The 22,758-nt window shown below is 43.5% G+C and carries 24 protein-coding genes; 20 read left to right on the forward strand and 4 right to left on the reverse strand.

Going from position 1 to position 22,758, the window contains the following annotated elements; genetic code table 11:
- Position 1: 1 nt before the first annotated feature.
- The 7 genes from lpdA to BBI11_RS07960 all read left to right on the forward strand — a co-directional run bounded on the left by lpdA (position 2) and on the right by BBI11_RS07960 (position 5,453).
- Positions 2-1,390, forward strand: a complete 1,389-nt coding sequence (gene lpdA / locus BBI11_RS07930) for a dihydrolipoyl dehydrogenase (RefSeq protein ID WP_068462152.1) — start codon at positions 2-4, stop codon at positions 1,388-1,390.
- A 180-nt stretch (positions 1,391-1,570) separates the two neighbouring features.
- Positions 1,571-2,506 (forward strand): sugar-binding transcriptional regulator, encoded by a 936-nt coding sequence (locus tag BBI11_RS07935; RefSeq protein ID WP_068462154.1) that lies wholly within the window; start codon positions 1,571-1,573, stop codon positions 2,504-2,506.
- A gap of 165 nt (positions 2,507-2,671) precedes the next feature.
- Positions 2,672-3,496: an MBL fold metallo-hydrolase gene (locus BBI11_RS07940; protein ID WP_068462156.1), complete on the forward strand. Its 825-nt coding sequence runs from the start codon at positions 2,672-2,674 to the stop codon at positions 3,494-3,496.
- A gap of 131 nt (positions 3,497-3,627) precedes the next feature.
- Positions 3,628-3,909: a hypothetical protein gene (locus tag BBI11_RS07945; protein ID WP_068462157.1), complete on the forward strand. Its 282-nt coding sequence runs from the start codon at positions 3,628-3,630 to the stop codon at positions 3,907-3,909.
- Positions 3,910-4,103: 194 nt separating this feature from the next.
- Positions 4,104-4,241, forward strand: a complete 138-nt coding sequence (locus BBI11_RS16350; RefSeq protein ID WP_156889048.1) for a hypothetical protein — start codon at positions 4,104-4,106, stop codon at positions 4,239-4,241.
- A gap of 92 nt (positions 4,242-4,333) precedes the next feature.
- Positions 4,334-4,771, forward strand: a complete 438-nt coding sequence (locus BBI11_RS07955; RefSeq protein WP_208597192.1) for a hypothetical protein — start codon at positions 4,334-4,336, stop codon at positions 4,769-4,771.
- Between the two features lie 79 nt (positions 4,772-4,850).
- The gene (locus tag BBI11_RS07960) at positions 4,851-5,453 is read left to right on the forward strand and encodes a hypothetical protein (protein WP_237150333.1); all 603 of its coding nucleotides are present in this window, start codon (positions 4,851-4,853) and stop codon (positions 5,451-5,453) included.
- A 35-nt stretch (positions 5,454-5,488) separates the two neighbouring features.
- Here BBI11_RS07960 and BBI11_RS07965 read toward each other — a convergent pair whose 3' ends face one another.
- From BBI11_RS07965 to BBI11_RS07975, 3 genes are all read right to left on the reverse strand, one after another.
- Complete coding sequence (locus BBI11_RS07965) at positions 5,489-5,827, reverse strand: hypothetical protein (RefSeq protein ID WP_068462165.1); 339 nt, start codon at positions 5,825-5,827, stop codon at positions 5,489-5,491.
- 128 nt (positions 5,828-5,955) lie between these two features.
- Positions 5,956-7,362: a bifunctional metallophosphatase/5'-nucleotidase gene (locus tag BBI11_RS07970; protein ID WP_068462166.1), complete on the reverse strand. Its 1,407-nt coding sequence runs from the start codon at positions 7,360-7,362 to the stop codon at positions 5,956-5,958.
- A gap of 62 nt (positions 7,363-7,424) precedes the next feature.
- Complete coding sequence (locus BBI11_RS07975) at positions 7,425-9,080, reverse strand: ABC transporter substrate-binding protein (protein WP_068462168.1); 1,656 nt, start codon at positions 9,078-9,080, stop codon at positions 7,425-7,427.
- Positions 9,081-9,177: 97 nt separating this feature from the next.
- Here BBI11_RS07975 and BBI11_RS07980 point away from each other — a divergent pair, with 97 nt between their 5' ends.
- The 4 genes from BBI11_RS07980 (at position 9,178) to BBI11_RS07995 (ending at position 12,452) form a co-directional block, all read left to right on the forward strand.
- Positions 9,178-10,431, forward strand: a complete 1,254-nt coding sequence (locus BBI11_RS07980) for an MDR family MFS transporter (RefSeq protein WP_068462171.1) — start codon at positions 9,178-9,180, stop codon at positions 10,429-10,431.
- Between the two features lie 83 nt (positions 10,432-10,514).
- Positions 10,515-11,027 carry an NUDIX hydrolase gene (locus BBI11_RS07985; protein ID WP_068462173.1) on the forward strand — a complete coding sequence of 171 codons (513 nt, stop codon included), beginning with the start codon at positions 10,515-10,517 and terminating at the stop codon, positions 11,025-11,027.
- 86 nt (positions 11,028-11,113) lie between these two features.
- Positions 11,114-11,902: an aminoglycoside phosphotransferase family protein gene (locus tag BBI11_RS07990; protein ID WP_068462175.1), complete on the forward strand. Its 789-nt coding sequence runs from the start codon at positions 11,114-11,116 to the stop codon at positions 11,900-11,902.
- 82 nt (positions 11,903-11,984) lie between these two features.
- Entirely contained in the window at positions 11,985-12,452 is a 468-nt protein-coding gene (locus BBI11_RS07995) for a GNAT family N-acetyltransferase (RefSeq protein WP_068462177.1), read from the forward strand.
- 87 nt (positions 12,453-12,539) lie between these two features.
- On the opposite strand, the gene BBI11_RS08000 is transcribed toward BBI11_RS07995, so the two are convergent.
- On the reverse strand, positions 12,540-13,313 hold the full coding sequence (locus BBI11_RS08000) for a DUF2268 domain-containing putative Zn-dependent protease (RefSeq protein WP_068462179.1): 774 nt from the start codon (positions 13,311-13,313) through the stop codon (positions 12,540-12,542).
- Between the two features lie 212 nt (positions 13,314-13,525).
- Here BBI11_RS08000 and pyrH point away from each other — a divergent pair, with 212 nt between their 5' ends.
- From pyrH to BBI11_RS08045, 9 genes are all read left to right on the forward strand, one after another.
- Positions 13,526-14,269 carry a UMP kinase gene (pyrH, locus tag BBI11_RS08005; protein ID WP_068462181.1) on the forward strand — a complete coding sequence of 248 codons (744 nt, stop codon included), beginning with the start codon at positions 13,526-13,528 and terminating at the stop codon, positions 14,267-14,269.
- 320 nt (positions 14,270-14,589) lie between these two features.
- Entirely contained in the window at positions 14,590-15,030 is a 441-nt protein-coding gene (locus tag BBI11_RS08010; protein WP_068462183.1) for a GNAT family N-acetyltransferase, read from the forward strand.
- A 43-nt stretch (positions 15,031-15,073) separates the two neighbouring features.
- Positions 15,074-15,256: a hypothetical protein gene (locus BBI11_RS08015; protein WP_068462185.1), complete on the forward strand. Its 183-nt coding sequence runs from the start codon at positions 15,074-15,076 to the stop codon at positions 15,254-15,256.
- Between the two features lie 243 nt (positions 15,257-15,499).
- Complete coding sequence (locus BBI11_RS08020; RefSeq protein ID WP_083389036.1) at positions 15,500-17,248, forward strand: alpha-amylase family glycosyl hydrolase; 1,749 nt, start codon at positions 15,500-15,502, stop codon at positions 17,246-17,248.
- Positions 17,245-18,405: a glycerate kinase gene (locus BBI11_RS08025; protein WP_068462187.1), complete on the forward strand. Its 1,161-nt coding sequence runs from the start codon at positions 17,245-17,247 to the stop codon at positions 18,403-18,405. The genes BBI11_RS08020 and BBI11_RS08025 overlap by 4 nt, the downstream gene beginning before the upstream one ends.
- Positions 18,398-20,020 carry a sodium:solute symporter family protein gene (locus tag BBI11_RS08030; protein WP_068462188.1) on the forward strand — a complete coding sequence of 541 codons (1,623 nt, stop codon included), beginning with the start codon at positions 18,398-18,400 and terminating at the stop codon, positions 20,018-20,020. Before BBI11_RS08025 ends, BBI11_RS08030 begins: the two co-directional genes overlap by 8 nt.
- Before the next feature lie 9 nt (positions 20,021-20,029).
- Complete coding sequence (locus tag BBI11_RS08035) at positions 20,030-20,572, forward strand: hypothetical protein (protein ID WP_068462190.1); 543 nt, start codon at positions 20,030-20,032, stop codon at positions 20,570-20,572.
- Between the two features lie 56 nt (positions 20,573-20,628).
- Positions 20,629-21,798 carry a CdaR family transcriptional regulator gene (locus BBI11_RS08040; protein ID WP_068462192.1) on the forward strand — a complete coding sequence of 390 codons (1,170 nt, stop codon included), beginning with the start codon at positions 20,629-20,631 and terminating at the stop codon, positions 21,796-21,798.
- A 244-nt stretch (positions 21,799-22,042) separates the two neighbouring features.
- Positions 22,043-22,630, forward strand: a complete 588-nt coding sequence (locus BBI11_RS08045; protein WP_068462194.1) for a GNAT family N-acetyltransferase — start codon at positions 22,043-22,045, stop codon at positions 22,628-22,630.
- Positions 22,631-22,758 lie beyond the last annotated feature (128 nt).

The raw sequence follows: 22,758 nt of genomic DNA on the forward strand, positions 1-22,758 counted from the left end.
GATGCTAGTGAATAGTTATGATGTGGTGGTACTTGGCGGCGGCCCTGGAGGCTATGTGGCCGCAATCCGTGCCGCGAAACTTGGGCAAACCGTTGCCTTGATCGAAGCGCAAGACCTCGGGGGCACATGTTTGAATCGAGGCTGTATTCCCTCTAAAACATTGCTGCGGCATGCGGAAGTGATTGAAACAATTGAAAAAGCTAAAAGCTGGGGCATTGAAACTGGGGAAATGACATTATCGCTTTCCAAGATGATGGCCCGTAAAGATGCAATCATTCAACAATTAAGAAATGGCATTTCTCATTTATTGAAGCAAGGCAAAATTGACGTCTTCAACGGCTTAGGGGAAGTACAGGAAGCTGGCAAAATCACGATTCAATCTGCGGGCCAAGAAGAAGTTATCCGCGGGAATAACCTGATCTTGGCTACTGGTTCGCGTCCGCTCGTCCCACCGATTGAAGGCATCGAAGGCGCAAGCTATTACACCAGCGATACTATTTTCGATATTGAAAAAATTCCGCAATCGATGGTGATTGTTGGAGGCGGCATCATCGGCGTGGAACTCGCTTGTATTTTCGCCAGCTTAAATGTACCGGTCAGCATTATCGAAATGAGCGACCGAATCGTTCCGAGTGAAGAACCGGAAGCGTCCAAAGCACTTGCAAGAGCCTTGAAAAAGAAACGGATTTCTATTTCGACGAGTACAAAAGTAATGAACATTGAACAGCAAGGTGACCATCAGCTCGTCCATGTGACAGCCGAGAATGGCAAAGCTACGACGCTCGAGACCGATGCGCTATTGATGGCTGTTGGCAGAGTCCCTAATACAGCTGCCTTTTCGAAATTAGCCCTAGAAATGAACGGCGCATTTGTCAAAGTAAATGAGGAGATGCGTACGAGTGACCCTGCCGTTTATGCAGTAGGAGATGTCACCGGTGGCTGGCAGCTTGCCCATGTCGCTAGTGCAGAAGGGGTCGTTGCAGCGGCCAATGCAGCAGGCGGAAGTGAGACCATAGACTACCGGGTGGTCCCGCGCTGTGTATACACCAGCCCGGAAATTGCCAGTGTTGGCTTGACGGAAAAAGAAGCAAGCGAACAAGGGATCGACTACAAAGTCGTCAAAGTCGACCATGCAGGAAACGGCCGGGCTTTGGCGCAGGATGAGAAGGAAGGATTTACTAAATTAATTGCGGGCACTGAGTATGGAGAAATTCTTGGAGTGTTGATGGTCGGGACACATGTAACGGAAATGATCGCGGAACCTTCCGCCTTTATTCATTTAGAGGGGACTGTCGATGAACTGGCTTCGATGATTCATGCCCACCCCACTATCACTGAAAGCTTGTATGAAGCCGCCGCCGCGTGGGCTGGAAAAGGTGTCCACCATTAACGGCATTACAGATAGAAAAAATTGGAGATTGTCCAATAATCGAACGACAACAGGCGAACACATGTAGTATAGTTATTCATAAGAAGAACCGGCCTGAAAGCAGTAAGTGCAAACAAATGAAAGCGGTTAACTCTCCGCATTCATAAGGTTCAAGTTTATGAAAAAGTAGGTGCAGTGCGGATGAATTGGGATGAACGCAGGCAAATAGTAAAAGTGGCAACATTGTATTATTTTGAAGGACTGACACAAGCAGAGATTGCCAAAAAAATTGGCGTGTCCCGTCCTTTAGTTTCCAAATTGCTGAACAAAGCAAAAGAGCATGGAATCGTCGAGATTTATATCAGAGATGAAAATGCGCACACAGTTGAATTGGAACATCAGCTTGAAAGAAAGTACGGTCTAAAAGAAGCGATCGTCATTCCAACAGCGGGCAGAAATTCGGATATGATCAAACATTCCTTGGGCAAAGCGGCTTCTTTCTATGTGTCTAAAAACATAGAAGGGGCCAAGAAACTGGGCATCTCTTGGGGAAGTACATTAGAAAAATTCGTTCAGGAGTATCCTTATGAACAGCACCAGCAACTGAAAATCATCCCCTTGGTTGGCGGAATGGGCAGTAAATTGGTGGAAATTCACTCTAATCTGCTCGCCTATCAGCTAGCTCAGAAAATGAATGCGACTTGCTCCTATTTATACGCTCCCGCTATGGTAGAAAGCGAAGAGTTGAAAAAGCGCCTGATTCAATCGGAAGATATCGCCTTGGTTCTTGAAGAAGGGCGAAATGTCGACATGGCAGTGGTTGGGCTTGGGACTCCATTTGAAGAATCCACGATGACGACAATGGATTATTTGAAAGATGAAAATTTGAAGTCTTTGAAAGATGCCGGAGCAGTAGGAGACATTGGTTCGCGGTTTTACGACCATGAAGGCAAGCAAATTGTACATCCTTTAAATGATTTGGTCATCGGTCTTGATATTGAAGAATACAAGCGCATACCTGAAGTCATTGGAATCGTTGAAGGTGTCCATAAAGCAGAAAGCATCAAAGCGGCTTTGAAAGGCGGCTTTTTGGATGTGTTGGTAGTTGATGATACGATGGCGGCCTTGCTCTTATAAGCAAGAAGCTGCCGAAGCGGGGAAAAATTTCCGTTTCGGCAGCTTTTTTACGTCTATCCGCAATCCGCAAAAATTTGAACAAATCAGACCTTTGATTGAACCAAAATTGAAAATTTTAGGATATACTAATTTTCAGTAAATACTTGTAAATGAGGAGAATTGAAAATGGAAGAACTTGTTTGCACCACATGCGGCGTACAAATAGAAAGCACAGAAACGGTGCCAGCGCAGTGTCCGATCTGTACCGAACACCGACAATATGTTAGTCCTAAAGGGCAAACGTGGACAACACTGGAGGAGATGGTGCAGTCGAATACTTATCAGAATGAAGTTTCCCAAGAAGAACAAGGGCTCTCAAGTATAAAGACGGTACCGAGTTTTGCGATTGGGCAAACGGCTTATATGGTTCAAGGCAGGAACTTCAATGTATTATGGGACTGCATCACCTACCTGGACCCTCAGACCATTGAAACGATCAAGGCGATGGGGGGAATCGATGCGATTGCCTTGTCGCATCCCCATTATTACTCGACTCAAGTCGAGTGGGCAGACACCTTCGATGCGAAGATCTATATTCATGAAGATGATAGACAATGGGTGACGAGACCGAGTGATCGAATGATTTTTTGGTCAGGTGAATCAATGGAAGTTGCTGAAGGGTTCATCCTGCACCGGGTAGGCGGCCACTTTAAAGGCGCAACTATTTTGGAGTGGGAAAATGGAAAAGGCGGAAAAGGCGTATTGCTGACAGGCGATATCGTTCGCGTCGTGGCAGACCGCGACTGGGTCAGTTTCATGTATAGCTATCCAAACTTCATCCCCTTGCCAGCAGCAACTGTCGAAAGAATAGCGGATCAGCTAAACGACATCCGCTTCGATCGTATATACGATGCGTTTCATCGAACCGTGCTAAATGACGCGGGTGAAGTGGTACAAAAATCGGCAAAAAGGTATGTGAATGCGTTGAATGGCGTGCTTTTTAACACCTGATGCACCACTGTTTTCAATATGGAACGGCTTGATTGTTAGCAGATGAAAAACAGGGTATGCCCAATATAGAGAATACAAAAATGGGATTCAAGAAAATTCCAGTCGGTGCCAACCGAAAAAGGAGGCGTATAATGCCAAAAACAATACCAGGTAAGCTTTCTGTAGTCATGTTGCTAGTTCTCGTCATTCACCTCTTATCCATTGTCATCATGTTGTTTGAAAATGGCTTAGGCGCTATCATCATCGTCATGTATTTAATTGCGACTGCGCCGTTAGGGATGGTGTTTGGAATAATAGGGATTATAAAAGAAACTGGGAACAGCCTCCTCTTGCCGTGGGTCACAACGATTGTCAGTCTTTTATTACTTGTGCTGTTTTTCATTACACTTTTTGGTTACTCATTCGGTGGTTGAAAGTTCAAGCTTGCTGGTTATTTAGTTGCGCTTCTTATAACTGAAGAAGGCCATTATGGCTACGAATGAAATATTTACTAATAAATATTTACTTTCCAGATTCTAGTGGTAATCTATTAATAACTAAAACAGCAAATCAAAGCCTCCAACGAATTCAGTTTTTAGTTATAGTCCAGTTAAGGAGCGAAGGCCTGATGTCTCGAGAAAGTACGAAATTGATTTTGTCTATCGCAATTATTCTTTTAGTTGTAGGGCTTGGCGTCTACCTGCAGGAAATTAATGCCCCGGTCTACGGCATTCCAGGCCTTTTAGAGCCATTTATTAAGAAATAAAGCAGTTAACTGCAAACTCATTCCATTAGATTCTTTTTGCTGATGAAATGGGTTTTATTTTTTGAACCCAAATGCCGCTTTTCATTCCACTTTTGAAATCAACTGGAAAGCTAAGTCATCAAGTTCAATTAAGCTATCTTGGGACTTCAGAAGAAGGCATGATAGATGAGTTTTTCATCATCTCGGTAACGGAGATGGATAAAAATCCTATCGGAGATTTTGAAATGACAGATACAGTTGATTCAGTTGGAAATAGCTTTGAAAAAGAAACGTTAATCGGGGAAGATGTCATTTTTCAACAAATGCTGACGACCGATAGCACATTATTGTACCGGTATTACGATTTCAATGAAACAGGAGAAAGAGTACCTGTAGTTGGCACCGCTACAAACGAATTTTATTCCTATCATGATGGCTTCGTCTACCACGTTGGTTATCTAATCGACCGACAAAGGAACACGGAGCAAGTCCAAGATGACATGCTCAACTTGACGCGAAATCTTATTTTGGGAAAAGAACATTCATCATAAAAAGGTAGTAGAAAGGATCAAGCCGATGATAAAAAACAAAGCGGGATTTAGTGTTTCGTTTATTGTATTCGCTATATGCATGACCTTATTTTTTCCGTTCCCGAATGATGTATTGAATAATGCCAATTTCACCTTTATGTCGTTTCCGATACAAGATCAAGACGGCTATGTACTTTTAGGTGTATTTGGAGCTGTCTTATTTATCGGCGCAATCATTTTATTGTTTAACAGCCTGGAGAAATACCGATTTCGTACAGTGTTTGCAGTGGTCATAGTTTATATGGTTTTGCCAAGTCTATTGATCATTGCGTATCAGGAAACCTTAGCAACGGGCGTTTCAGCCATCTCGTATGATGGAAACGGGCAATGCAGCTTTGAAGCCATAACTGAAAATGAGGTGATGGGTGGTGAGTGCGATTTAGTCTTGCACAATCACAGCAATGAAGCTGTCACTGTTGAATTGGAATTCACGGATTCGCTTTTTAGAGAGGACGATATGCGGATGACCTCGCTGATGAACTTGGCTGGTCCGTATCAAATTACGATAGACGCCAATAGCCAGCAATCCATTCATTTAGAAGAACTACTCGACATATCGGATGTTTCCAACCATGTCCATTCAGGCGAGGCTTTCGGGATACATATTAAAGTGGTTGATAGCGAGAAATCGAGGGTTTTATAAACCAGTAAAAAGCTGGATGAACAATATACTTGGCTTTATAAAAAAAGGGAGAATGGATGCTTTAATAGCAGCGTCCATTCTCCCTTTTTATGTTCATCGCAGTCAGCGTTTGTGTGCAGGTTTTTATAGCCAATAAATAAAAAGACGAATCCTGTAATAGATGTGGCAAGCCCGAACAATAAGCCTGCAGCAGCTGCGCCCATTCCAGCTCCTGTTATAGAGCCTAAAACATTCAGAATAAGAAAGCCGATGACTAAGGGGAGAACAAAAGCGCTAAGAAACCCGGCATTGATCCACCTCTCCCGATTCTTCCCAGCGAACTTACGGACTGTAAAACTCAATAAAGCGATATAGGCGGCTAGTATTAGAGCCATGCGATTCCTCCTGTTTTGGTTTTTTAGATCTACAGTTCCTGTACATTCAGGAATAGAACAATTTCAGAAATTGAAGCGAAGAGAGATACATTAGTGAACCGATCTATATTGTTCAGAGTTCTGCTATTTTAGACTTCCGGAGGGCCAAAACCTGAGTATTCAACTTGTCTTTCCGTCCGCATGGTGAAAGCCTGTTCCACAAATTTCGGCTGGTTTGCGTAAAGCTGAATAACATCTTTGATTTCTTCGGCCATATAGACTTGGTTTCGATTTTCAGCTAGGTCCGGGAAGCCGGATCCTCGCTGCAGGTAATCAGAGCTGGCGACTTTGTACCACTGCTCATCTTGGAGGGGTTCACCGTCTATAAGGATCTCTTGGATACTGCAGCCATCATGGCTAATTGTGGCGCCTGAAATGTGCAGCCGGCCGACAAATTTTCCGCGGAATCCCGGTCCTCGGCCATCCGCTAGGCATGCTTGTGCATCCAAGGATTGGGTGAATGCTTTTTTCAGCTGCTTGCCTTGAATTTCAAAAGAAGTCGGATTGAGCGGAGATGGGCAAATTTCAATTAGTTTTTGACGTGATACATTGTGAAATAAACCTGCGTTGATGATGCCGCTATTGATTAGCCCGATATCGCATTGCAGCATGTCCCGTAAGCCGTCTGCTATCAAATTAGCCAACGGGTTTTCTTCAATCACATCATGCCAAAGAGGCTTCGGTAATTTGTATAGCGGCCTCCCTAAAGAAGCGAGGGCTTTAGCTTTATTATCCTTTAAAATGTCCAGCACTTCAGAATCCAGCTGAGCATCTTTTGTAGGATAGGTGGCTGAACGAAGAAGCTCGACTTTGCCATTCTGGACTTCAATCTCAATGAAGCCAATATGTTCAGCATAATTCCCTGCACTGTTCATTATAGTAGTGTCCACAAGCTTCGCCTCGGAATACAACTGATGGTCATGCGCGGAAATCACAATATCAATTTCAGGAATTAGTCGAGCCAGTTTTTCATCCGCGACCGTGCCAACATGGCTCAACAGGACACAAATATCATAGGAACCTGCGTGATTTGTGATCTCTTGTTGTGTCATGGCGACGTAATCTGAAACACCAATGCCAAGCCCGTCATTAAAAACACCCATATCAGGGGAAGACCCCGTCACCAATATACGCAAGCCGTTTTTATGTAGAATCACGCTTTTGGCAAGTCCTTGAATTGGATATCCGTCTTTCTTTTGGAGATTGTTGCTGATGAAAGGTAGGGGGCTTGCCGTAGCCATATGTTCTAAGGTATCCAGGCCATTAAACATTTCATTATTCCCGACCGTTAATGCATCATAGCCGGTCGACTGAAGCAATTCGAGCGCTGCCACCCCGCGCGTGCCTTGCAATTCAATGCTTTTGAAATCTGCAAAATCACCTCCATCCAAGATGAGTGTATTCTCGTCTTTTAGGCCGTTGATGATGCTTGCTGCCCGTGCAAAGTTCTCGTAATTGCTGTGAACATCGTTGGTATGGATAATTTTTAATTTCATATGAGCCTCCTATTAATCATTTCATTGTGTAGTAAAAACAATTTCTCAGGTTTAAAGCCAGCTTATTCAATTCGCGGACGCACCCACAAATTAGAATAATCAACATACCCGAAATGGGTGATGGTAATATTCATTAAATCCGCAGAGAAGGGAACTTGCCGCTTTTCATAGTAGAGCGGAATCATGATTGAGGATTCAATCAAGGCTTTTTCCACTTGTAAGTTTAAGGCAGTCCATTCGCCAAAAGGGGTTAGTGGATACCGTTCAAGTAATGCGAGCACTTGTTGGTTTTTCGATATATTCGCTGCCAGCGGCGAATAGCTGTTTTTAAGGAAATAGAAAAATGAAAAGTTCTGGTTCATTTCGAGTACTTCTCCGTGTAAGAAAAGGTCCCCTTGTTGGTCGAGTCCGTGATCCAACAACTTTTCGGCAAATGACATCCACTGGATTTGTACAGGGATGCCTTCTTTTTCAAGTGCATCTTTTAACCAGATTGCGGATTTTTCATAATGCTTGACCGCTTTTAAGACTAGGGCTTGCGTAAAATGAGGGCGTTCCATTTTTTGCATGGTGTATTGCTGATCATAGCCGGCTAAGCAACTCTTAGCGTTTGGCAATGCCCGGGGATGATAATCGCTGATTGAATGCCGATGTTTCGCGATGGCATAGTGAACATAATCCCGTACTTCTTGCCGTTGGATGTCTGTTGGGCGAAACGCATTCATGACGACGATACCGAATCCTGCATCACTCTCCACTTGAAATGTGGCTTCATCTTTTGGGTGGTTTGCGGAGTGATAGGTGATTTCAAAGTCTCTTGGAACTTGTACGAAGTCCACAACATCTAACAAAGGCCTTTTGAGAAAATAATCTCCAAAAGCTTTTAAAGATGTTTTGTCTTCGCTGTTTTCTGCTTCATAGAAGGGACCCGTGCCCCATACCTTGTCACCGCTTTCTTTATAAATGCTGGCGTTCATCATACCGAGCATCTGAAGACAATAGCTGCAACCTTTTGGAAAATAGAAATCCACAACGAATGTAGCGGCCGCTTTTACGCTAGTGACAGGCTCCCACAATGATTTGAAATAAGGATGGGCCCGTAACCGGTTAAGGCACGCGACGACATCCCCGGCAGATAAAGTGGTGCCATCGTGAAATTTGACTCCTTTATGCAAATAAATTCGAAGCCGTGTCGCTTGAAGGTCCCAAGTATGGGCGATTTCAGGGGATACCACGCCGTTTTCGTCGACGGATACGAGGCGGTTGAAAACATTGGCGACCATATTGGCACTTTGCATGTCGATGGCTTCTATGGGGTGCAAAGTCAGCAATTTGTGACGCCTTGGAACGATCAACTTATCGACTTCTCCAGCGTCTTGAAAGTAACCAAATCTCAACCGAAATTGATTGAGCAGCCTCAATTTGCTCTCGCGCGACCAATCATACAACAAGTATTTACTGCTTTCTTCTACCGCTTGTTGATCGATGATCTCCATTAACTGTTCTTCGTAGATTGCTTCCACATCTTTCAGCCAAACCAATGCGGATAAATTGCCTCTGCCGCGTCCTGCTGTATAGTCAAACCAACCTTCAGCCATCCATTTTTTGATATAACGCGAGGTCTGTTTCGTACTGAAGTCCAAGGTCTTGGCGATTTCTTCATGTTTAACATTTCCTGAAGGTACTGCTTTCCACAATGCTAATAAATGCTTATCCATTCCAAACTCCTTTAAAAGTGGACTTATTTTCAAAACTTGTCCATTTTTCTGTTATTTCGCTTGGTTTAATATACAGAATATGGAGGGGGAATTCAAGATGAAATGGAAAGAATATCCACAAAATATTAAAGTACGCTTAATAACATCATTTTTCAATCGGGCGGTGGCCTCCGCAGTCATGCCATTTATGGCCTTGTTTTTTGCACAAGAAATTGGGAAAGTCGCGGCGGGCCTGTTTTTAATCTTCACGGTCATCATCGGTTTCGTGATTAATTTGGTGGGTGGCTATCTTTCCGATCGCCTGCCAAGAAAAAAGGTGTTGATCGCCACTTCCGCGCTAAGTGCCTTGTTTTTTGGTGTGATGACCGTCAGTTTAGTGCCGGTGTCGAATTGGATTTGGCTGTTTGCTTTTGCTTATATCGCTTTTATCATCACCAGCAGCCTAGGAAGACCCGCTATTCATGCCATTATTATCGATTCCACTACACCGGAAAACCGCAAAGCCGTCTATGCGATTGATTATTGGTTAGTCAATTTATCACTGGCTCTGGGTGCGGCAATGGGCGGGCTGTTGTACATGAATCATCAAATCGAATTGTTTCTGTTGTTGTCCATTACCTCGTCTTGCTTGCCCGTCGCTTATGCGATTTGGCTAGAAGACTCACAAGCGAGCCGCTTGGAAAAACAGCATGACAATGTCTTTCTCGATGTGATTCAAAATTACCAAGTGGCATTTCAAGACAAGCCTTTTGTAAAAGTGGTCATGGGATCGATGTTCATCTTCGCCGCTGAATTTTCGTTAAACAGCTATATCGGCGTACGCTTAGCAGAAAGCTTTCAGACGATTTCGATTGAAGGATTTGAAATTGGCGGGGTCCGGATGCTGAGTTTGCTCAATATCCAAAACATGCTGTTGGTCGTGTGCTTTACATTTCTCATCAGTAAGCTCACAGATCGCTTTGACAAAAAGAAAGTCCTTCTTTATGGACTAATCATTTATAGTGTCGGCTATATTGTCATGACTTCAGCCAACTCCTGGTATTTGTTGCTCTTGTTTAGTATCGTCGCGACTATTGGGGAATTGATGTACTCACCTGTTCGAAACGCGGAACAAGCGAATATGATGCCGGCCAATAAAAGAGGCTCTTACTCCGCATTTTCCGGAATCTCCTTTAGCGGCGCGGATTTGATTGCCCGCTCCACAATCATTCTCGGCGCATACTTGATACCGACGATGATGTCCGTATACATGGGGCTCATTTTGATGCTTGGCACATTGCTTGTATATACAGGATTATTTGGTAAAAAAGCTGAAACCGAAACATTCGCTGCGACCAAGGCGAGTTTATGAGCAGTCGTTAGAAAAGTTTAGTATTGATTGGAAGGTAAGTAAAAAGGCAATTCGATAAAATATAAGTTAGAGGAGGCTGAAAAATGGAAGTATGGGATTTAGTAGATGCAACCAGAAAGCCGATGAACAAATTACACACACGCGGGGAAGAACTTTCACCGGAGGAATTTCATGTCGTGGTGGAAATTTATACGATCAATGCCGACGGCCGGATGTTAGTGACCAGACGCGCCGCCAACAAGACTTTCCCTTTGCTGTGGGAAAGCACAGGAGGTTCGGTGCATGCAGGAGAAAGCAGCTTAGAAGGGGCAGTGAGAGAACTTGCCGAAGAAACCGGGATAGTTGTCGTTGCCTCTGAGCTTCGATACTTAGGTGAGCGACCAAAGGGCAAATCGTTTTTGGACAGCTATTTGTTTAAAAGCACTACACCTATTGAGATTAACGAATTGACCCTGCAGCCAGGCGAAGTTTGCGATGCCAAATGGGTCTTCCTTGAAGAGCTGGAGGAGATGCATCGGTCTGGCCACATTGTGCCGCCAGTATGGGAGAGATATCAGGTAGTCTTGGAAGACTTGAAAGCTGTTGGTTTGAAGTAATGGCGCTTGGCCAATACGCCTGGGAATAGGAGTGAAAAATTAATTATGAGCTTAGATACATAATTGAAATTCGGGGAGGTAAGCAAATGCCCGCTAAGAGGGACAAAGAAAAGCTAAGGGGAGGCAATGTTTCCGCTGTGCATCGTATAGGAAACACAGTCCACCGTGATCTAAAACCCGAAAGTCTTCAAATTCATCGGCTCTTGCATCATCTAGAGAAAAAAGGATTTAAATACGCACCGCAAATCGTGGGTATAGATCAGGGCAAAGAAATATTAACTTATTTGGATGGGGAAGCCGGCAATTATCCGCTTAAAGAATATATGTGGTCAGATGAAGCTCTGGCAGAGATAGCCAAAATATTGAGGCTTTACCATGATTCAGTAAGTGATTTTTCGTTTGATGAAAACTGGAAGCCGCTGGATCATACACCCCCTCCATATGAGCTTATATGCCACAACGATTTCGCCGTATATAACATCATTTTTAAAAACGAGAAACCGATAGGCATAATCGATTTCGACAATGCTGCGCCCGGTCCTAGACTTTGGGATATTGTTTATGCGCTTTATACTTGCATCCCATTATCTAGGTACTACCTGTCACCTTTAAACGAACAAAAAGTCTATTATGATGCCACTCAAGACGAACGGATAAAACAGCGGATAAATTTGTTTTTTCAAGCCTATGGACAGGAAGTGGCAGAAGACTTTTTGGAAATGGCGGTCCAGAGGCTAGAAGCTTTGTGCAAAACGATTCTCAGGAAAGCGGATGAAGAGGATATGGCCTTTGTGAGCATGATAAAAGAAGGGCATTTAGAGCATTACCAAAAGGATATGAACTTTATCCGGAAAAATGGACATAAATGGTCTTGAATCGAACTACACGGCGATTGAATGGTATCGCTTTAAAGAAGCGCTATCCATTAACAATAATTAGCCTCGAGGAGACAAGAGTATGAAACTACAGTTTAAACCGATGTCAGAGGAAGAATTCAATCAGTATATGGAATTCTTGATCCCTGATTATGCGAAAGATGTATCGCAAAATTACATGATTCCATTGGATGCAGCAATGGAAGAATCCAAAGCCTTAATGACACAGCTGTTTTCGAATAAACAAGATACAGATGAACAGTCATTGTATAATATTTATTCAATAGAAGAAGATACGGTAATGGGGGCGATTTGGTATCATATCCAATCCAGTACAAATAAAGCGTATATCTATCATATATTGATTAGAGAGAAGCATAGAAGAAAGGGGATTGCAGCGGCCGCATTGAGGAAATTAGAAGAAGAAATGCGAAAATGCGGCATTACTTCCATGGGCCTTAATGTGTTCGGAACAAATCCCAATGCCTATGAATTGTATGAAAAGCTTGGTTACCGTGTGCAGTCGACGTCGATGGGGAAAAGACTATAGATACAAAAAAGACACGAAATTCACATTTGAATTTCGTGTCTTTGTATGGGTTAGGTACAATTAAAGAATCAGTTAGCTATTTGAAAATTAAAGTAAAAAACTATCGCTAGGCAGTGAAGTCATCTCTTCTATGGTACTTCCCTGGTTTTTCTCTAAATACCACTTCACCAAATAGTAACCAATGGCATAACCACCCCAAAAAGGTAAGTTTTTCTCTTCACTGCCGAACATATAGGCATCCGTTTTAGCCCCTCTTTCATGACGGTATGGTCGATAAATAGTCTCCCATAGAAATAATGCCTGTTGTTCCGTCAGGGCATCTCTATAAGGGCCGAGGTAATCTTCACCTAATCGGATTTCCACAAAATGTTCAGCTAGGCCCTCTAATATTAACCTATCCAATAGTGTTTGATTTTCCTCTGTACTCGTTAAAGTATGCATCCGCCAATAATGATGGTACTCATGCGTAATGACTGACTTTAGATTGGAGTGAACTTGAGCGTTAGGCAAGACGGCGAAAAAAATTCCACCATTCCAATCAGTATACGCTGAAACGCCGCCAAGTTTTTCTCTAACAAAGTGGTCTTGATCGTCTAGGATGAATAATTCAAACTCCAAGGCTTTTAGTACAGGGAACTCTGTTTGCAGAAGAATTAGTTCATCCTTAATGAACTGTTCATAAGCTAGCGAGCGCATTTGTTGGAGTTGTTTCTTCAGGATTTCGATCTTATTTTCAAGGTTGAATATGCCGAAAAATGCCCTCGTTTGGAACTCCTCATCCGATACCTCGAATACATCCAGAAATAAATTTTTTCGAGCAATTTCTGAATTTGAAGCTATTGCTTCTAGAAAAGTCTCCATCTGCTTTAGTCGAGGAATCACGTGTATTGAGAATTTTTCTGTATTGATGTAGATTCACGCCTTTCAACGTACCTATAAAAGGTAGGTGCTTAATTTCTTTTTATTTACAAAATAGTAATTATATATACCAATTAGCAGTAAGGTATTAGTATAATGTAAAAAGTGTGAAAATTCAAAGCGGCTAGTAGTTAGCTGTCCAAAGGAGTGTTTAGGTGAAAACAATGAATAGAGTATTGATCAAGCTTAGTGGTGGGGCATTGGCAAGCGAAAGTGGAGATAGCTTTGATCATTTAAAGCTGGACCATATCGCGAATGAGATTCTATCTATTGCCGATATGGACATCGAAGTGGCACTAGTAATTGGCGGTGGCAATATCTTTCGTGGCAGCTTGGCGGAACAATGGAATATCGATCGGGTTGAAGCGGATAACATTGGAACGCTCGGAACCATCATGAATAGTTTAATGCTGAGAGGTGTTCTAAAGAGCAAAACTACTAAGGACGTCAGGGTTATGACTTCGATACCGGTACCGTCTGTAGCAGAACCGTATATTCAGTTGCGAGCAAAAAGGCATTTGGAAAAAGGATCAATTGTTATCTTTGGCGGCGGTAACGGACAGCCGTTCGTGACGACTGATTACCCGAGCGTTCAGCGAGCAATCGAAACGAGTTGCGATGCCATCTTTGTTGCTAAACAAGGTGTCGACGGCGTGTTCAACCTGGACCCAAATCAACACACTGAAGCGAAAATGTATCGGACATTGCATTTCGACGATATCTTAAAAGAGAATATTAAAGTTATGGATCAATCAGCGCTTCTTCTGGCAAAAGACTTCAATATTTCGGTGAATATCTTTAACTTCGACAAGATAGGTGAAATGAAGAAAATCGTCGAAGGCAAGCAGACAGAAACCTTAGTGTCACAACAAACTTCAGAATTCTATATAACGGGCTAGTCAGCTAGCGTTGCTTTTTGGATAAGAACTGTCAAACCCCCTTCTTAAAAGATGCCGCTGCCAATGGAAATAGCGGTGAGATCTATGAAATGATTACTCCGATGATGGATTGTCATATAGAGTACAAGTCAATTCAAGTTTGACACAAGGAAAGCGATTAGGAGACTAGTTTTAAGTCATTTTCAAGCATATGCTTATTATTGCAGTTAAGCCTGACTTCATTCGTAGCTGTACAGAGATTTTGTTAGCTATTAAAGTAAAGATTACTACTAAATGAATAGGTCAAAACCGCACAACCTTTAAAGGAGAAGATATTAAAAATGAACATCCGAAAAGCAAATTCAAGTGATTTGAATACCATCCTTTCTTTGACCCCACAAGCTATTTATGATGGAACCTTAGGCGAAGTAATGCCTTCTGAAGAAAAAGCCAGGAGCATGGTCAAAGCGTTGTTAGATAGAGGTGGCTTTTACCTGCTCGCTGTAGAACATGATGAAATCTTAGGTTGGGTCCTGGCAGGTACTACAAAGGATCCGTTTACAGAGAAACCGCTTGGCTTTATATACGAGCTGTACATCCGCAAACCATACCGCGGCCAAGGGCACTCAAAGCCATTGATGAACGCGGCCATTGAGTATTTCCAACAGCAAGGGTTTATAGAAGTCCGCTTAAGTGCAAAAGCAAAAAATCCAGCTGTGCGCATGTATGAGGATATCGGATTTACGACAAAAACTGTCAGCATGAGCTTAAACCTCGAATAAAGCAATATGAATTACTTCATAGAAGTTAAAGGAGGGATTGGCAATGTCATCATATCCGTTAATTATTTGGATAGCGTTATCAGTGATTTGGTTTATTGTATTTCTATATACGGTGGACCGTATCCAAAAATCCAAAAGTAGCCAAACAGCCGAGATGGAAAAAAGAATCCGGTTTCTCGAAGAAGAGAACAGGAGACTTAAAGAACAAGAAAAAGATGAAGTATAGTGCCGTTCGATCGGAAAAGATGTAAACACAATATAGATCCGTATGCATTTTTTTACTAGTACGTTTTGAGTTAAAGGATAGTAGAAGATATAATCTTGTTCTACCCTGTAATAAAAAATGTATTAGTCGACATACCAAAAAAACCAATCAAATGATTGGTTTTTTTGGTATGTCGAACATTGAAAGCGCTTTTTTACTTTGATAGGATTTTAATATTCAGATAAATCCGAAGGGGGAAACTACATGAGCATGAATCAACCAATCATGGACTCCATGAAGGAAAAATTGAAATTTGTTTATGGTGCAAACACCGCCGACTATATTGCTGGCGATATCGAAGAGTTAATGAGCAATTACCGAGATCTTATTCCGCCTCAAGAAGATAAAGGGGACTTTGTTTCCGAGAAAGACGTTTTATTGATTTCTTATGGGGATACGGTAAGTCAACCAGGCGAAGTTCCGTTGCAGAGCCTAAGGGAGTTCCTTAAAACCCATTTGAAAGATACTATCACGGGCGTCCACGTCTTACCCTTTTATCCATTTAGTTCAGATGATGGGTTTTCGGTAATTGACTATTTCACGGTCAATCCGGAACTTGGGGAGTGGAAGGACATTGAAGGGCTTGCCGAAGATTTTGATGTCATGTTCGATGCCGTTATTAACCACATTTCAGCCGGCAGCGAATGGTTTCAATCGTACTTGAAGGGCGATGCCCAATACCAAGAATTTTTCACGGAAGCCGACCCGGAAGCTGATTATAGCCAAGTGACCCGTCCGCGGGCCTTGCCGCTATTAACGAAGTTCGAGACGGTAGAGGGGCCGAAGTTTATTTGGACGACCTTCAGTGAAGACCAAATCGATTTGAATTACCGCAATCCGAAGCTGTTTTTGAAAATGATCGAGTTATTGTTGTTCTACATCAGCAAAGGGGCCAAGCTGATCCGATTGGATGCGATCGGATTCATGTGGAAAGAATCAGGGACCAATTGCATCCACTTGGACGAAACTCATAAACTGATCCAAGTGATGCGCGACATTGTGGATATGCTTGCGCCCGATACGATTCTCGTCACGGAAACAAATGTACCGCACAAAGACAATATCAGCTATTTTGGGAACGGTTACAATGAAGCGCGGATGGTTTATCAATTCCCATTGCCGCCGCTTACGCTCCATACGTTTTTAACAGGCAACACTAAGCATATTCACCAATGGGCACATACCATGGAAGAGACGACTCCGTCCACGACATTTTTCAACTTCCTGGCGTCTCATGATGGAATCGGCATGCGTCCGGCAGAGGGAATTCTAGCAAATGAAGAAGTAAACTTCCTCGTTAGAAAAGCGGAGGAATTTGGGGGCAATGTCTCTTATAAAGACAATGGGGATGGCACTAAGAGTCCTTATGAATTGAATATCAATTACTTCGATGCGCTTTCACATCCTGAAGATCCGGATGAGACCAAAGTGAAACGATTCATCGCAGCACAGTCTTTGCTATTGTCGATGGCAGGGGTTCCCGGCATTTATCTGCACAGTTTGCTAGGTTCTCGTAATTACACGGAAGGTGTCGAAAAAACCGGCCGTTTCCGTTCGATCAATCGTGAAAAGCTAAACCGAGAAAACTTGGAAGCTGAACTTGCAGACCCATCGTCTATCCGCCACCAAGTCTTATCCCAAATGAAACAAATGATCGAGTTGCGGAAAAGGGAAAGTGCTTTTCACCCGAATAGTTTGCAGGAAATATTGTTTTTGAAAGATGAAGTCTTTTCGATGGTACGGACAAATCGAATTCACGAGGAAGAAAAAATAGTCGTCTTGATCAATGTGACCAACCATGCACAAGAACTTGAAGTCCCTATCGAACAAAATGCTCAAACCGTTCGGGATCTTGTGGCTGGCGATAGGCTGCCAATCATACAAAATAAAGTTAAGACCCGACTTAAGCCGTATCAAGTGATGTGGCTAAAACCCGGGGGTGGCCAAAAATGAAAATCATGATTGCTCCGGATTCGTTTAAAGGCTCAGTTTCGAGTACACAAGCAGCACTGGCCATCGACCGGGGGATTCGGGAAGTAGACCCAGCCATCGAGACCGTTCTTTTGCCGATGGCTGATGGTGGAGAAGGAACAGTTGACGCCATTCTTTGGAATCGTGGCGGCAAAAAAATAAGCTGTTCTGCAGAAGACCCCATTGGCCGGAATATCGAAGCTTATTATGGCTGGATAGCTGAAGAAAAAATGGCAATCATCGAAACGGCCGCTGCCTCGGGTTTGCCTTTATTGAAAAAGGAAGAATTGGACCCATACAAGGCGTCAAGTTTTGGCACGGGGCAGCTCATCGTCGATGCACTTGAACGAGGTGCTGAAACGATTGTTCTCGGTCTTGGCGGAAGCGCTACCGTGGATGCGGGAATCGGACTTTTTCAAGCACTTGGCCTCAAGTTTTTCGATGTCCAGCACAAAGAATTGCCTAGAATTGGCGGCCAGCTTTCTCGCGTGGCAAGTTTGGATGCTTCTGCGCTTCACCCGAAGCTGTCTTCTTTAAAGCTAATTGTCGCTTCTGATGTCACAAACCCATTGCTCGGGGAAAGTGGAGCGACCGCTATTTTCGGACCGCAAAAAGGGGTTTCTAATAACCAGCTAGCTTCAGTGGAACAAGGCATGGAGCAGTTTTCTCGTTTAGTTGTAAAGGCAACGGGTGAAGACCATATACAAAAGCCGGGCAGTGGAGCGGCAGGAGGAATCGGCTTCATGCTGTATTCATTCCTACACGCGGAATTTCGAAATGGGCTGGAAATGATAGCGGAAATATCTCAACTGGAAAAACGCTTACTAGAATGCGACCTAGTCCTGACAGGAGAAGGAAAAATCGATGGCCAATCGCTATATGGAAAAGTTCCTGTGGGCATCGGCCGGGCCGCCTTGAAAAACAATATTCCTGTCATCGCTTTCGCTGGTGCAGTTGGGGAAGGCATCGAACGGCTTGAAGAAGAAGGCGTAACGGCCGTGATGGTGATAGGCGAACGGCCGATGCCTTTAGAAGAGGCGATGCTGCGGGGCGAGGAATTATTGTATGAATCCGCAAAACGTTTGATGAAACTGTTAAGCATCGGCATAAAGTATGGAGGGGAAGCAAAAAATGAATAATTTTTCGACGATCGATTTTGTGGTCCTAATTGTATATATTATCGGCATTGCCATTTTCGGCGCGTTTTTCGGCAAAAACCAAAAGACCACAAAAGACTACTTTTTAGGTGGCAGAAGCATTCCTTGGTGGGCGATCGGTTTGTCCGTCATGGCGACGCAAGCCAGTGCCATTACGTTCATTGGTGCACCGGGCTGGGGCTACTCAGGCGGGTTGGAGCGGATCAATACGTATATTAACGTACCGCTCGTCATGGCATTTTTGATGGTCACCATTGTCCCATTCTTTTACCGTACGGAAGTGTACACGGCTTACGAATATTTAGAACGGCGCTTTGATGTCAAAACCCGTTCCTTGACGGCTGGGCTCTTTTTAATCGCCCGCGGATTGGCAACGGGCGTTGTATTATATGCACCAGCTTTAGTGTTATCGGTGGTAACGGGTTGGGATGTCAACCTTACGATCATTTTCATGGCGGTTATCGCCGTAAGTTATACGGTGCTTGGGGGGATTTCGGCTGTTATCTGGACAGATGTCATTCAAATGTTTGTTCTCTGGCTGGGTGCAGCTCTCGCTATCTTCACCATCATCGGCAATATTCCCGGTGGCTTGTCCGGCGCAATCGATATCGGCGCAGAAGCCGGATTATTGCAATCCTTGGATTTCAGCTTTGATTTATCAACAGAATACAGCATATGGGCCGGCGTGATCGGCGGGTTCTTCCTTCATGCTGCGTATTTTGGAGCTGACCAAAGCCAAATTCAACGGGTATTGACCAGTAAATCCTTAAAAGAAAGTAAAATGTCGTTAATCATTAGCGGGCTCTTCTTGTTTCCGCAAATGTTGTTATTCTTGTTCATCGGTGTTTTGCTATTCGCTTTCTATTCTGTTCAAGGTACACCAGATATTGAAAATTTAAACGAGTTGTTCCCATTGTTCGTCGTCAATCAATTGCCTGTAGGGATTTCAGGATTGATCATTGCAGGGGTTTTCGCTGCGGCGATGTCGAGCTTGGATTCGGCTCTTAATTCATTATCGGCAGTCACCGTGCGTGACTTTTATGCCAAGTTCTTTAAGAAGGATGCTTCAGAAGGCCATTACTTAAAAGCATCGCGTTGGGCCACTGTCGCTTGGGGCATTTACGCGACAATCTTTGCCTTTTTCGCGGGCAATCTTGGGCCGGTTATTGAAACGGTCAATAAAATCGGCTCGTATTTCTACGGCGCCCTACTAGGTGTGTTCCTACTGGCGATCTTTGTCCGCCGTTCAAACGGCCATGGGGCATTCGCCGGTGTTATCGCCGGGATGGCTTCTGTCTGGGCAGTGGAAACTTTCGCAGATATTTCGTGGCTTTACAATAATGCCGTCGGGGCAATTGTAGCGGTCGTGATTGGGTACGGGGTTAGTTTGCTTTCAGCTGCTCCCGGAAAAGGCAAATTGGACGGCCTTGTCTATAGAGGCGAGGACACCGTACAAGATGAGCTGAGACGCCGGCAAACCGCTGCTGAAAGTGCCCAATTTGAAAAAGATGTGAAAACGATGAAAAAATGGCCTTTCTTATTAATCGGGTACTTCTTCATCACCATAGTGATTTTGTTAGTCATTCAAACTTTGTAGGTGGCGAGTATGGAAAAATTGATGGTACAAGCAACGATATCGAAAGAGCAAGCAGCCAGCCATGTGTATCGCCATCGCAAAAACTTCATCATGCGATGGAGCCAGCTATTTGCGGAGCCTGAAGTGCCGGTGTCTATGGAATTGTTATACTTGCCTTACTGGTGTTATGATTATCAATATCAAAGTGCCGAAATAAACAAGAAAATCAGTGGCAAGGTAGCTGTTGAAACCTGGAAACAGCACACGGCAATTCTTCCAGACAATGCACAGGTATTGCCATTGGCAGATGGATTTTCTCTATTGAAAGCTTCCGGTTCCCCGGACCCTGAATATGCCCGAAAACAGTTGTACTGGGAAGCTTTTGGCCGCGAGAAAAAAAGAAAAAGTATCCAGATTGAAATCACGGATACCAATCTATTGTATGCGCCGTACTGGATAGTTTACGTGGAGGGCAAGCAAGTCGACATTGTTGTCGTGGATGCGATGACAGGAAAAATTGATTTAGGAATGAAAGAGGCTGTGATGCACGCCATTATGGCTTCAAGAGAGTAGGACTGTCTATTAGACAGTCCTTTCTGCATTTATCCTGAAATTTAGAGGAGGATTCCATGGCCAGTTTTTTAAAAAATATAGCAGAGCAAATTGTAGTGGAAATCGAAAAAATCATTGGGCGGCATGTGAACATCATGGATGAAGACGGCCAAATTATCGCAAGCACCGACGCCAGCCGGGTAGGGAGTTTTCACGAAGGGGCTGTGACGGTCCTTAGGGAAGGAAAGCCGGTCCGCATCTATTCGGAACAAAGCCATCGCGGCGCTAAACAAGGGGTGAATATGCCGTTTTATTACAAAGAAGAATTGCACGGCGTCATTGGAATAACCGGTGATCCGTCCGAGGTTGGGAACTATACAAAAATCATTCAGAAGATGACCGAAGTGATGGTCAAAGAAGCTTATGTAAGCCGTGAACTGGAATTGGAGCAGCGCTTTCAGGAATTATTTGTTCACGAGTGGTTATTGAAACAATGGTCATCAACCGATGATTTTGTGATCAGGGGCAAGACTTTATCCATTGACCTCGAAGCAAACAGGCAAGTGCTGATGTTCGAAGTGAAAGAACTGCGCGACAAACCAATGTCGCAAACCTTCAGGCAGGAAAAAATCAATGCAGTGATGGGGAAAGTCGGAGAAATGCTAGATATAAAAGAAAACGATTTGCTGGTACTGTGGCAGTCCCATCAATTTGTACTGTTGAAATCCATGCAGGAAGATTCATTGCCCCTTAATGCAAATCAATTACAGCGGGTATTGGAAACTTATAATGAACACGAGTTAACGGTTCAATGCGGAATCGGCAGGAGCCACAACGGCTTGCTTGGGGCCGTTGAGTCTTTTGAGGACGCCAGGCAAGCCTTGATCTTCGCTCAAAAGAAAAAAGAAGCGGCTGTTTCTTTTTACGATCTGGGAATCGAGTCATTGGTTCACAAAATACCCGATGAATTAAAAGAAGATTTCATTGAACGGCTCTTTCCCATTTTCAATGAGCAAGAGCATCAGCAATTACTGGAAACGCTAAGGGCTTTCTTAGACCACGGACAAAGCATTTACAAGACCAGCGAGTCTCTCTTTATTCATAAAAACACCTTGCAATACCGCTTGCTGAAAATCAAAAAGCTCACAGGCTACGATCCGAGAACTTTCCAGGATGCCGTGCTTTGCTGGCTGGCCTTCAATTTTTATGACCATTTGAAGGACCAACAAGACAGCTCGGAAGATTGAAAGTTTGACTGCAAGGGCTAGCGGCGGATTTTGTTCACGAAAAACCGGACGATGAGAAGTACGACCACAAAAAATACGAACGTGAAAATCACATCGGCCCAGTTAATAAATTCCATAGACTCCATTATTCTCTCCCCCTCAATCAATTCTATCTGTATGATTATACTAATGGATCAGAAAAAGGTTCATCTTTTATGAAAAAAGTTCAAGAGTTCACTAAGCCATTATTGAAAAGAGGTTGACTATGCATATCGAAACACACTTAAAGAACATGCCGACATTCGAAACCGATCGTCTTATCTTAAGGAAAGTGGCTGTACACGATTTAGATGATGTGTTCGAATTCTCATCGGACCCCGAAGTGGCACATCGCATGACGTGGGAGAAAAACGACTCAAAGGAAGAAACCTTATCCAATTTCCTACAGCCGACGGTGGATGGATATAAACAAGGGCAAAGCGGTGTATGGGCCATCGAGTATAAAGAAATCGAGAAAGTTATCGGTACTTGTTCGCTAGTCGCTTGGTCGAATGAACACGAAAAAGCTGAAATTGGATATGTCTTAAATCGAAACTTCTGGGGAGATGGTATCGCGACAGAAGCACTCCAGGAAGTATTGACATACGCTTTTGGCACGCTTCAGTTGAATCGGATCGAAGGCGGCTGCGATGTAGACAATACCGGTTCTGAAAGAGTCATGCTGAAAGCCGGCATGAGCTTTGAAGGGATTTTAAGAAAAAATGAACGCATCAAAGGAGAATTTCGGGACACCAAAATTTTCTCGATCTTGAAAAGTGAATTTGATTCGGTGCGCACATCTTTTGCTAAGTAAAACCACTAATAGGATTGTCGCTTCTGGTAAAGGCAAGTGGACGGACATTGACCATATGAACAGATGAGCCAAACAGGTAAGGCGGTTCATATCGATTGTCGACAATGTTTGTAGAAAGTAAGAAAGGG

The sequence above is a fragment of the Planococcus maritimus genome, from assembly GCF_001687625.2.
In the GTDB taxonomy this organism is placed as follows: Bacteria; Bacillota; Bacilli; order Bacillales_A; family Planococcaceae; genus Planococcus; species Planococcus maritimus.

What these genes read in the sequence shown, in the direction of transcription:
- BBI11_RS07985 (WP_068462173.1), top strand. Translation starts at nt 10,515, where the DNA reads ATGGAAGTATGGGATTTAGTAGATGCAACCAGAAAGCCGATGAACAAA.
- BBI11_RS08010 (WP_068462183.1), top strand. Translation starts at nt 14,590, where the DNA reads ATGAACATCCGAAAAGCAAATTCAAGTGATTTGAATACCATCCTTTCT.
- BBI11_RS07975 (WP_068462168.1), bottom strand. Translation starts at nt 9,080, where the DNA reads ATGGATAAGCATTTATTAGCATTGTGGAAAGCAGTACCTTCAGGAAAT.
- lpdA (WP_068462152.1), top strand. Translation starts at nt 2, where the DNA reads ATGCTAGTGAATAGTTATGATGTGGTGGTACTTGGCGGCGGCCCTGGA.
- BBI11_RS07980 (WP_068462171.1), top strand. Translation starts at nt 9,178, where the DNA reads ATGAAATGGAAAGAATATCCACAAAATATTAAAGTACGCTTAATAACA.
- BBI11_RS07995 (WP_068462177.1), top strand. Translation starts at nt 11,985, where the DNA reads ATGAAACTACAGTTTAAACCGATGTCAGAGGAAGAATTCAATCAGTAT.
- BBI11_RS08015 (WP_068462185.1), top strand. Translation starts at nt 15,074, where the DNA reads ATGTCATCATATCCGTTAATTATTTGGATAGCGTTATCAGTGATTTGG.
- BBI11_RS08025 (WP_068462187.1), top strand. Translation starts at nt 17,245, where the DNA reads ATGAAAATCATGATTGCTCCGGATTCGTTTAAAGGCTCAGTTTCGAGT.
- BBI11_RS07970 (WP_068462166.1), bottom strand. Translation starts at nt 7,362, where the DNA reads ATGAAATTAAAAATTATCCATACCAACGATGTTCACAGCAATTACGAG.
- BBI11_RS08030 (WP_068462188.1), top strand. Translation starts at nt 18,398, where the DNA reads ATGAATAATTTTTCGACGATCGATTTTGTGGTCCTAATTGTATATATT.
- BBI11_RS07960 (WP_237150333.1), top strand. Translation starts at nt 4,851, where the DNA reads ATGACCTTATTTTTTCCGTTCCCGAATGATGTATTGAATAATGCCAAT.
- BBI11_RS08040 (WP_068462192.1), top strand. Translation starts at nt 20,629, where the DNA reads ATGGCCAGTTTTTTAAAAAATATAGCAGAGCAAATTGTAGTGGAAATC.
- BBI11_RS07990 (WP_068462175.1), top strand. Translation starts at nt 11,114, where the DNA reads ATGCCCGCTAAGAGGGACAAAGAAAAGCTAAGGGGAGGCAATGTTTCC.
- BBI11_RS07965 (WP_068462165.1), bottom strand. Translation starts at nt 5,827, where the DNA reads ATGGCTCTAATACTAGCCGCCTATATCGCTTTATTGAGTTTTACAGTC.
- BBI11_RS08045 (WP_068462194.1), top strand. Translation starts at nt 22,043, where the DNA reads ATGCATATCGAAACACACTTAAAGAACATGCCGACATTCGAAACCGAT.
- BBI11_RS16350 (WP_156889048.1), top strand. Translation starts at nt 4,104, where the DNA reads ATGTCTCGAGAAAGTACGAAATTGATTTTGTCTATCGCAATTATTCTT.
- BBI11_RS08035 (WP_068462190.1), top strand. Translation starts at nt 20,030, where the DNA reads ATGGAAAAATTGATGGTACAAGCAACGATATCGAAAGAGCAAGCAGCC.
- BBI11_RS08000 (WP_068462179.1), bottom strand. Translation starts at nt 13,313, where the DNA reads ATGGAGACTTTTCTAGAAGCAATAGCTTCAAATTCAGAAATTGCTCGA.
- BBI11_RS08020 (WP_083389036.1), top strand. Translation starts at nt 15,500, where the DNA reads ATGAGCATGAATCAACCAATCATGGACTCCATGAAGGAAAAATTGAAA.
- BBI11_RS07945 (WP_068462157.1), top strand. Translation starts at nt 3,628, where the DNA reads ATGCCAAAAACAATACCAGGTAAGCTTTCTGTAGTCATGTTGCTAGTT.
- BBI11_RS07940 (WP_068462156.1), top strand. Translation starts at nt 2,672, where the DNA reads ATGGAAGAACTTGTTTGCACCACATGCGGCGTACAAATAGAAAGCACA.
- BBI11_RS07935 (WP_068462154.1), top strand. Translation starts at nt 1,571, where the DNA reads ATGAATTGGGATGAACGCAGGCAAATAGTAAAAGTGGCAACATTGTAT.